This is a genomic window from Paenarthrobacter sp. NCHU4564, assembly GCF_052156435.1.
Lineage (GTDB): Bacteria > Actinomycetota > Actinomycetes > Actinomycetales > Micrococcaceae > Arthrobacter.
The window spans coordinates 56,745-64,805 of the sequence record NZ_JBQLIS010000025.1 but is presented as its reverse complement, the minus strand read 5'-3'; the positions used below and the strand labels follow the sequence as shown (position 1 = coordinate 64,805).

Below are 8,061 nucleotides of genomic sequence, written 5' to 3'. Positions count from 1 at the left end.
TATTTCGCACACTACGCCAAAGGATCTGTCCGTACGGTAGGCCGCCGGAACCTGCCAGATCATGGTGACCGGACCGTCGCCGTCGTCGGACAGGGAATCGGCGAAGTCGTGCAGGGAGTCGTTCAGGGCATCCAGGTTGACGCCGTAGTACTCGGGGAAATCGAGCACCTGGCCGAACACTTCCAGGACCGCCTTCTTGGTTTCAGCTGGCGGCACCAGGATGGTCCTGCGTCCGGCGTCGGCCACCTGTGCCTGCAGTTCCTCCAGGGTCCAGGTGTCTGCTGAGTAGATCTTCATGGGCTCCTACCTGCCTTCGACAATGAACGAGAACGACTCGTAGTGGTCCGGTGTGTAGTACTTGGCGCCGTCCTTGCCGACCACGATCCGCCGGGCTCACTTGGGGCTCTGGCTGGTGGTGCCGGATGCCAGCAGGCCGCCACCCGCTGCTTTTCATGGGTCCCTTCCTGCTGCTCCGGGTGGTCAGGTGCGGTAGATGTTGATGGTGTTGGCGTGAAGGATGTCCCGCTCCCCTGCAGCCACCAAGGCACCCTTCCGGCGTTCATGCAGCACGGAGGTGGTGAATCGAAGCTCAAACATGCGTTTACCGGTTCCCCTGTCGCTGGGGATGTCCGGCAGCACCATCCTAAGATCCTGGTTGCTTCCGTTGACTACCACCAGGCCCCGGACCTCACTGTCTTCATGGCCCATCAGGAGCTGCACGGTGCGGACGTTGGGATCGTTCCAGTGCACCGGCGTCATCCGCTTGCCCTTGTCGTCGAACCACTGGAGGCTGGAATTGTTGGCTGTCTCCGGGAAGTCCTCCGGCTGGTGACGCAGGAACCACCGGCGCAGGCGCACCAACTCCCGGGTGGTCCTGAACATGGACACGGCCTCCTGTGGCCAACTCCAGTCCAGCCAGGCAGTGGGATTGTCCTGGCAGTAGGCGTTGTTGTTCCCGTGCTGGGTGCGGCCAAGTTCGTCACCTGCGGTCATCATGGGCACGCCGATGGATAACAGCAGGGTGGCCATGAGGTTGCGTACGGACAGCGCACGGGCAGCTACGATCGTTTCGTTTTCGCTGCGGCCCTCAACGCCGTGGTTGTAGCTGCGGTTGTCGCCGTGGCCGTCACGGTTCTGTTCGCCGTTGGCCTCATTGTGCTTTCGGTCGTAGCTGACCAGATCCTTCAACGTGAAGCCGTCGTGGGCCGTGACGAAGTTGACCGATGCCAAACGGGTCCGCCCGGACGGGGCGAACAGCCCCTGCGACCCTGCCATGAGTTCAGCAAGGGATGCGATGGAGCCACCCTGCCCGCCGGCCTCGATCGCTGCGCGGTCCGACAGCCAGAAACGCCGCACGCCGTCCCGGAAGTGGTCGTTCCAATCTGCCCAGCCCTCCGGGAAACGGCCGGTCTGCCAGCCACCGTACCCCACGTCCCACGGCTCGGCGATCAGCTTGACCCTGGAAAGCACGGGGTCCTCGGCAATGGCCGTCAGGAACGGGTGGTGCGGGTCGAACTGGTTTCCGGAATCCCGGCACAGCGTGACAGCGAGGTCGAAGCGGAAGCCATCCACGTGGAAGTCGTTGACCCAGTACCGCAGGGAGTCGAGGGCAAGGTCGACCACCACGGGATCGCTGAAGTCCAAGGTATTACCGCAACCAGTGGTGTCCAGGTAGCGGCCGTGGGCGTCGTACCGGTAGTACCGCTTTTCCGCGAGGCCCCGGAAGCTGGTGGGCGGACCGTCGGGACCGGCTTCGGCGGTGTGGTTGTAGACCACGTCCAGGAGGACTTCAATGCCGGCCGCGTGCAGCAGCTTGATCATGCCCTTGAGTTCGTCCTGCACCGCGTGCGGCCCGGCATTGCGGGCAGCCTCCGTTGCATAGTCGGAGTGCGGGGCAAAGAATGCCGCGGTGTTGTAGCCCCAGTAGTTGGTCAGGCCGAGGTCCTGGAGGTGGGCTTCGTCCTGGTGAAAGTGGATCGGCAGCAGCTGCACTGCGGTAATGCCGAGCTCGGTGAGATGCTGGATCATCACCGGGTGGGCCATTCCGGCATACGTTCCCCGCAAGTGCTGGGGGATGTCCGGATGGAGCATTGTCTGGCCGCGGACGTGGGCCTCATAGATGACGGTGCTCCGCATCGGAGTGTTCGGGGGTTGGTCGTCGCCCCAATCGAATCCGGTAGCCACGTGCACACTGGTCAGGAATTCGCCCCGCTGGTCCACGGCGCGTCCGTATGGATCGAGCAGGAGGGGTTGTCCGCCGTCGTCGTCAAAATCCAGGGAGGGGACCGAGAGGGGAAGGCCCCCCTCAGAGGGAGCCGCGCGGAAGCCGTAGCGTGTGCCGGGCGGCATGCCGCCGACGATGCCGAAATGGACGCCGTCCTCCACGTTGGGCAGTGTGTGGACGCGCCAGCCATCACCGGGCGCCTGGTACGCAACCTCAACACGGTCCAGGTCGGGTGCGAATACCGCGACGTTGACCTGGCCGTCCCGGGCGTCGGGCTCACCGAACTGCCCGGGCCGGGGTGCGCTCAGTCCGAGGGGCCGGGGACGCGAGGCATCCGTGGTGGCCGCTGTGTCCAAAATAGGCATAACCATTGCTTGCAAGTTTAGTTCCACGACGAGTAAGTGCGGCCACAGTGCGCCGTGTGACGACATACACGGTGTCTCTTTTGGACAACGTGCCCTAGGTTGGAGTGGAACAACAGGAGGAACAACCGTGCGCGTGGCACTTGCTCAAGTCATTACCGGCCGGGACCTGCAGAAGAACCTGCGGATCCTTGAGGAATACGCCCGGAAAGCCAAAGAGGGCGGAGCGGAGCTGGTGGTTTTCCCGGAGGCGATGATGCGCGCTTTCGGCAACTCCCTGGTGGACATCGCCGAACCGTTGGACGGCCCATGGGCCTCCCGCGTGCGGGACTTGGCTGCCGAACTGGACCTGGTGATCGTTACCGGCATGTTCACGCCGGGTACTGCCTCCGAATCCGGCAAGCCGCGCGTGCGCAACACGCTCCTGGCCACCGGTCCCGGCGTCGAGGCCAGCTATGACAAGATCCACCTTTTCGACGCGTTCGGCTTTGCGGAATCGGACACCGTTGAAGCCGGTACAGCGCCGGTAACGTTCGACGCCGGTGGCCTCACCTTCGGTTTGGCCACGTGTTACGACATCCGTTTCCCGGCCTTGTTCACGGCCAACGCCCAACGTGGCGCCGTGGTCAATATCGTGTCAGCTTCATGGGGCGCCGGCCCGGGGAAAGCCGATCAGTGGCAGCTACTGGCCCGTGCCCGCGCCGTTGATACCACCACGTTCGTCCTGGCGTGCGGGCAAGGTGATCCGGCCACCCAGGGCATCGAAACCAAAGGCGCGGCGCCCACGGGAGTCGGGTACTCCGCCGTCGTGTCCCCCTTTGGCCAGGTTATGGAAGGACTCCAAGGTGAGCCCGGGCTGATCTTCGCGGACCTCGACGCCTCCGTGGTGGATGATGCCCGCCAGAAGCTCCCGGTCCTTGCCAACCGCCGCGACTTCTAGTCCCTCCCCCGACGCTCTCTCACCTAAATCCCCTTTCCTGCCGACGCTCTCTCACCTAAGTCCCCTTTCCTGCCGACGCTCTCTCACCTAAATCCCCTTTCCGGCCGACGCTCTCTCACCTCCCGGGAGGAAGTGAGAGAGCGTTCGCCAAAAGCCGGGTTTATGTGAGAGAGCGTTCGCCAAAAGCCGGATTTATGTGAGAGAGCGTTCGCCAAAAGCCGGGTTTATGTGAGAGAGCGGTCGCCAGGCGACCGCAGAGCGTTAGCGAGGACTACTGTGCAACGCGCTGGCGCGACACTTCGTACAGGGAAATGCCCACGGCCATGGAGGCGTTAAGAGATTCCATGGCCGAGTCGATCGGAATCGACACAATCTGGTCGCAGTTCTCACGGACCAGGCGGCTCAGGCCCTTGCCTTCGGAACCCACCACGATGCATACGGGTTCCGTGGCCACAGTGAGGTCCGGCAGTGAGACGTCGCCGCCGCCATCGAGGCCGAGCACAAAGATACCCATGTCCTTGAACTGCTTGAGCGCGTTGTTGAGGTTCGATGCACGGGCCACCGGGACACGGACGGCCGCACCGGCGCTGGTCTTCCAGGCCGCTGCCGTAACGCCCACTGAGCGGCGCTCGGGAACGATGACGCCATGGCCGCTGAAGGCGGAGACAGAGCGGATGATCGCACCGAGGTTGCGGGGGTCGGTGATGCCGTCGAGCGCGACGAAGAGCGGGGCGTTGCCGATGTGCCCCTTCTTCCACTTGGCTACGGTTTCCTCGGCGAGGTCGTAGGCGTCCTGGTACTCATACGGCGGGATCTGCAGGACGAGACCCTGGTGGACAGCGTCTTCGGTCATGCGGTCCAGCTCGGGCTTACCGGTTTCGAGCAGCGGGATGCCGCGCTCGGTCGCGATCTTCAGCGATTCCTTGACGCGGTCGTCCATCTCAATGCGGATGGCCACGTGCAGGGCCTTGGCGGGCACACCGGCGCGCAGCGCTTCAACAACCGAGTTGCGGCCGGTGACGAACTCTTCGGTGGCGCGGCCCTTGGGACCGGAACTGCGGCCCGCGGCGAGGCGGCCGGTACCGCGCTTGGCGGCCGAGCGCTCAGCGAGCTGCTTGTTCTTGTGGGCCTTGTGGTAGACGCGGTCCTCCGCCTTGGGCGTGGGTCCCTTGCCTTCCAGTGCCTTGCGGCCGTGGCCTCCGGTACCGACGGTGGCACCCTTCTTTTTCTTGCGGATTGCACCCGGGCGACCGTGGTTGGCCATTGTTTCCACCTTGCTTGAAGTTGATGAGTCTGCAATCCAGTCTACTGACCCCATGCAATTCGGCTGGCGGGCCGGGGATTCACGGAGGAATCAGTCGCGTTTCAGGCTCCACGTGGCGCCCTCTGCACCGTCCTCCACCACGACCCCCGCAGCCGCCAGAGTATCCCGGATGGCGTCGGATGCGGACCAGTCCTTGGCCGCCCTGGCAGCAGCGCGGGCCTCGAGCTGGGACTCCACCAGGACTTCCAGCGCGGCATGCTCGCGGCCCTGGACTGCGTCGGGCTGCCTCACGGAGTCGAGGCCGAGGACGCTGGTCATGGCGTTCACGCTGTACAACGCCTGCTTGGCTGCCTCAAGGTCGCCGGAAGCCAGTGCGGTGTTGCCCGCCCGGACCGTTTCGTGCAACACACCGAGGGCCTGGGGGACGTTGAGGTCATCATCCATGGCAGCGGCAAATGCAGCCGGCATGTTCGCCTGCGGAGCCACCGCGTATGCCGCGGGACCCCCCATATCGTGCTTCACTTTGGCCGTGGCCTTGGCGATGAAGCCATCGATGCGGGCAACGGCGGCGGCAGCCTCCTGCAGGGACGTGGGCCGGTAATCGAGCACTGAGCGGTAGTGTGCCTGGCCGAGGTAATACCGGACCACCCGCGGCGACGCCAGTTCCAGCATCTCGGCTGGGCTGACGGTGTTGCCCACGGATTTGGACATCTTTTCGCCCTCGTACGTGACCATGCCGTTGTGCATCCAGAAGTTGGCGAAGTCGTCGCCGGCTGCCTGGGACTGGGCCATCTCATTTTCGTGGTGCGGGAAGCGGAGATCCAGTCCCCCACCGTGGATGTCGAATTTTGAGCCCAGGTATTTGGTGACCATGGCGGAGCACTCCAGGTGCCATCCAGGCCTGCCGGCACCCCAGGGCGAGTCCCACTTGGCGGTTTCCGGTTCCCCGTCCTTGTAGCCCTTCCAGAGCGCGAAGTCCCGGGGATCGCGCTTCCTGCTGATGAATTGGGCTTCGACGTCCGTGGCGCCCTGCATGTCGTCAATGTTTTGGCGCGTCAGCGAGCCGTACTTGCTCCACGAGCGGACGTCGAAGTAGACATCCCCGGAACCATCGGGGGCGGGGTAGGCGTGGCCCCGGTCAATGAGTCGCTGGATCAGGCCGTGCATCTCGGGGATGTGTCCTGTGGCGCGCGGTTCGTAGGTTGGCCGCTGGACCCCAAGGGACCCGTAGGCTTTCTGGAATTCCTGCTCGTAACGGTAGGCCAAGGCCCACCACTCTTCGTCCTGCCGGGCGTTCGGCTCCGAGGCCCAGTCCGGCCCGAAGGACTGCTCCGACTTGGCCAGGATTTTGTCGTCGATATCCGTGACATTGCGGACCACCGTGACCTTCAGCCCACGGAATTCGAGCCACCGGGTGAGCTGGTCGAAAGCGATGGCGGAACGGACGTGCCCCACGTGCGGCATGCCCTGTACCGTGGCCCCGCAGTAGTACACGCTCGCTTTGCCTTGTTCGAGGGGAACGAAGTCGCGGACTTCAGCGGAGGCGGTGTCATAAAAGCGCAAGGTCACCGCTCCAGATTAGCCGATGACGCGGCATGGACTGCCTACTTGCAGTACTCCCCCACTTTGTTGAACTGCACGGTGAGTCTTTGCTGCTGGTCCTTGGTGGCCGCACCCAGGGACGACGCCGCCGCCTCGTCCATGATGGCTGCCATCTCCTTGATGGGGTCCCCGATTTCCGGGGCCAGCTTGCCGGCGATCCCGTGGTAGTGCGCCGCGAGTTGCTTGGACTGCTGCTGCTGGTTGCCGTCGGGCTTGAAGTCGTCCTGGTCCAGGAACGCGCAACTGGCCTCGACGTCCATCCTCTGCTGGCTTGAGCAACCGCCCAGCAGGAGCGCGGTGGCCACCGCTGCGGCAAGGACGACGCCGGCACCCGGCTTACGCATCCGGCGCGCCTTCACGGGCAGGAACCGGATAGACCAAAGCCGTTGCCACAGCGGAAATTCCTTCGCCACGTCCGGTGAATCCCAGTCCGTCGCTGGTGGTTGCCGTGACGCTGACCTGCGCTCCCGCGGCTTCGGACAGCACCCGCTGCGATTCCTCCCGCCGGGGTCCGAACTTGGGCCTGTTGGCCACGAACTGCACGGCAACGTTGCCGATCTCAAAACCGGCGTCACGGACGATCCTTGCCGCTGCCCGAAGAAGCGTCACACCGGAGGCGCCTGCGTACTCAGGGCGGTCCGTTCCGAAGTGCGTGCCAAGATCACCGATTCCGCACGCTGAAAAGAGGGCGTCGGCCGCGGCATGGGCCACACAGTCGCCGTCGGAGTGTCCGGAAAGCCCCTGTTCGCCTTCCCACAACAGGCCGCCCAACCACAGGGGACAAGGGTCATCCGCCGGCGCGAAAGCGTGCACATCCACCCCGATGCCGGTCCGCGGAAGAATCATTCCGGCTCCAGCCATCAGCCTTCCACCCACCTGATGCCCAGGGGACCTTCGAGCAGCCCTTCGGCAATGATCAGGTCAAGCGGCGTGGTGATCTTCAGGGACTGGCTGGCACCGCGCACAACATGGACCGGCACCCCCTGGAGTTCCACCAGCATGGCGTCGTCGGTGACCGCCGCGGACTGCTTGTCGTCGAACATGCCGGCGGCGTCATGGGCGCGGCGCAGGGTAGCCACATCAAAACCCTGTGGAGTCTGGACAGCCCGGAGCTCTTCCCTGGGCGCAGTTCCCGTGACGACTTCAGGGGCGATCCGGGTGTCGGAATCGTCGGTGGCCTTCACGGTTTTGATGGTGTCCACTACGGGCATGGCTGGAATGACGGCTTTCGCACCGGAAGCGAGGGCTTCGGAGACGCGCTGGAACACGCGCTCCGGAGTGAGCGCACGTGCAGCATCATGGACCAGCACGGCCTCCGTTCCGTCCTCCAGGGCAGCCAGTGCTGCCCGGACGGAATCCGCACGGGTGCGTCCGCCGTCGACCACCGTCACCTCAGGTCCGCCGTCCACCAACTCGACGGTGAAATCGGCTATGAGCTCGCGCAGTTCCGTATCGCCCTTAGGCACGGCGATGCAGATCTGGCGGGCGACATCCGCCGCGACCACTCCGCGCAGGGCGTGCATCAGGATGGCTTCGCCACCCAAAGGGACCAAGGCCTTGGGCTTGCCATAGCCGAGGCGTTCACCGGAACCGGCGGCGACAATGACCACAGCCGTGACGGAACGCTGCGTAGGGTTACTCATGCTGACAAGCGTACTTTGTGGCAAAA

Annotated in this window: 8 protein-coding genes and 1 pseudogene; 1 reads left to right on the top strand and 8 read right to left on the bottom strand. The window is 64.4% G+C overall.

Translation table 11 applies throughout. From position 1 onward, the window contains the following. The 3 genes and pseudogenes from ACSVIE_RS19175 to glgX form a co-directional block, all read right to left on the bottom strand. Positions 1-297: barstar family protein (locus ACSVIE_RS19175; RefSeq protein WP_442424870.1), on the bottom strand; the 297-nt coding region annotated here is incomplete at its 3' end. 6 nt (positions 298-303) lie between these two features. Then, a pseudogene (locus ACSVIE_RS19170) lies at positions 304-393 on the bottom strand (ribonuclease domain-containing protein); the annotation flags it as partial. Positions 394-480: 87 nt separating this feature from the next. Further along, positions 481-2,595, bottom strand: a complete 2,115-nt coding sequence (gene glgX / locus ACSVIE_RS19165) for a glycogen debranching protein GlgX (RefSeq protein ID WP_442424869.1) — start codon at positions 2,593-2,595, stop codon at positions 481-483. A 121-nt stretch (positions 2,596-2,716) separates the two neighbouring features. Between glgX and ACSVIE_RS19160 the strand changes: the two genes are divergently transcribed. Then, positions 2,717-3,526, top strand: coding sequence for a carbon-nitrogen hydrolase family protein (locus tag ACSVIE_RS19160; RefSeq protein ID WP_442424868.1), 810 nt, complete (start codon positions 2,717-2,719; stop codon positions 3,524-3,526). A 271-nt stretch (positions 3,527-3,797) separates the two neighbouring features. Here ACSVIE_RS19160 and rlmB read toward each other — a convergent pair whose 3' ends face one another. The 5 genes from rlmB to ispD all read right to left on the bottom strand — a co-directional run bounded on the left by rlmB (position 3,798) and on the right by ispD (position 8,035). Then, positions 3,798-4,790 (bottom strand): 23S rRNA (guanosine(2251)-2'-O)-methyltransferase RlmB, encoded by a 993-nt coding sequence (gene rlmB, locus ACSVIE_RS19155; protein ID WP_426006074.1) that lies wholly within the window; start codon positions 4,788-4,790, stop codon positions 3,798-3,800. A 90-nt stretch (positions 4,791-4,880) separates the two neighbouring features. Further along, positions 4,881-6,359 carry a cysteine--tRNA ligase gene (gene cysS, locus ACSVIE_RS19150; protein WP_442424867.1) on the bottom strand — a complete coding sequence of 493 codons (1,479 nt, stop codon included), beginning with the start codon at positions 6,357-6,359 and terminating at the stop codon, positions 4,881-4,883. Positions 6,360-6,394: 35 nt separating this feature from the next. Further along, positions 6,395-6,736 (bottom strand): hypothetical protein, encoded by a 342-nt coding sequence (locus ACSVIE_RS19145; RefSeq protein WP_426006072.1) that lies wholly within the window; start codon positions 6,734-6,736, stop codon positions 6,395-6,397. After that, a complete protein-coding gene (ispF, locus tag ACSVIE_RS19140) occupies positions 6,729-7,253 on the bottom strand; it encodes a 2-C-methyl-D-erythritol 2,4-cyclodiphosphate synthase (RefSeq protein ID WP_442424866.1) in 525 nt (174 codons plus the stop codon). The genes ACSVIE_RS19145 and ispF overlap by 8 nt, the downstream gene beginning before the upstream one ends. Then, on the bottom strand, positions 7,253-8,035 hold the full coding sequence (ispD, locus tag ACSVIE_RS19135) for a 2-C-methyl-D-erythritol 4-phosphate cytidylyltransferase (RefSeq protein WP_426006070.1): 783 nt from the start codon (positions 8,033-8,035) through the stop codon (positions 7,253-7,255). The genes ispF and ispD overlap by 1 nt, the downstream gene beginning before the upstream one ends. Positions 8,036-8,061: the final 26 nt, after the last annotated feature.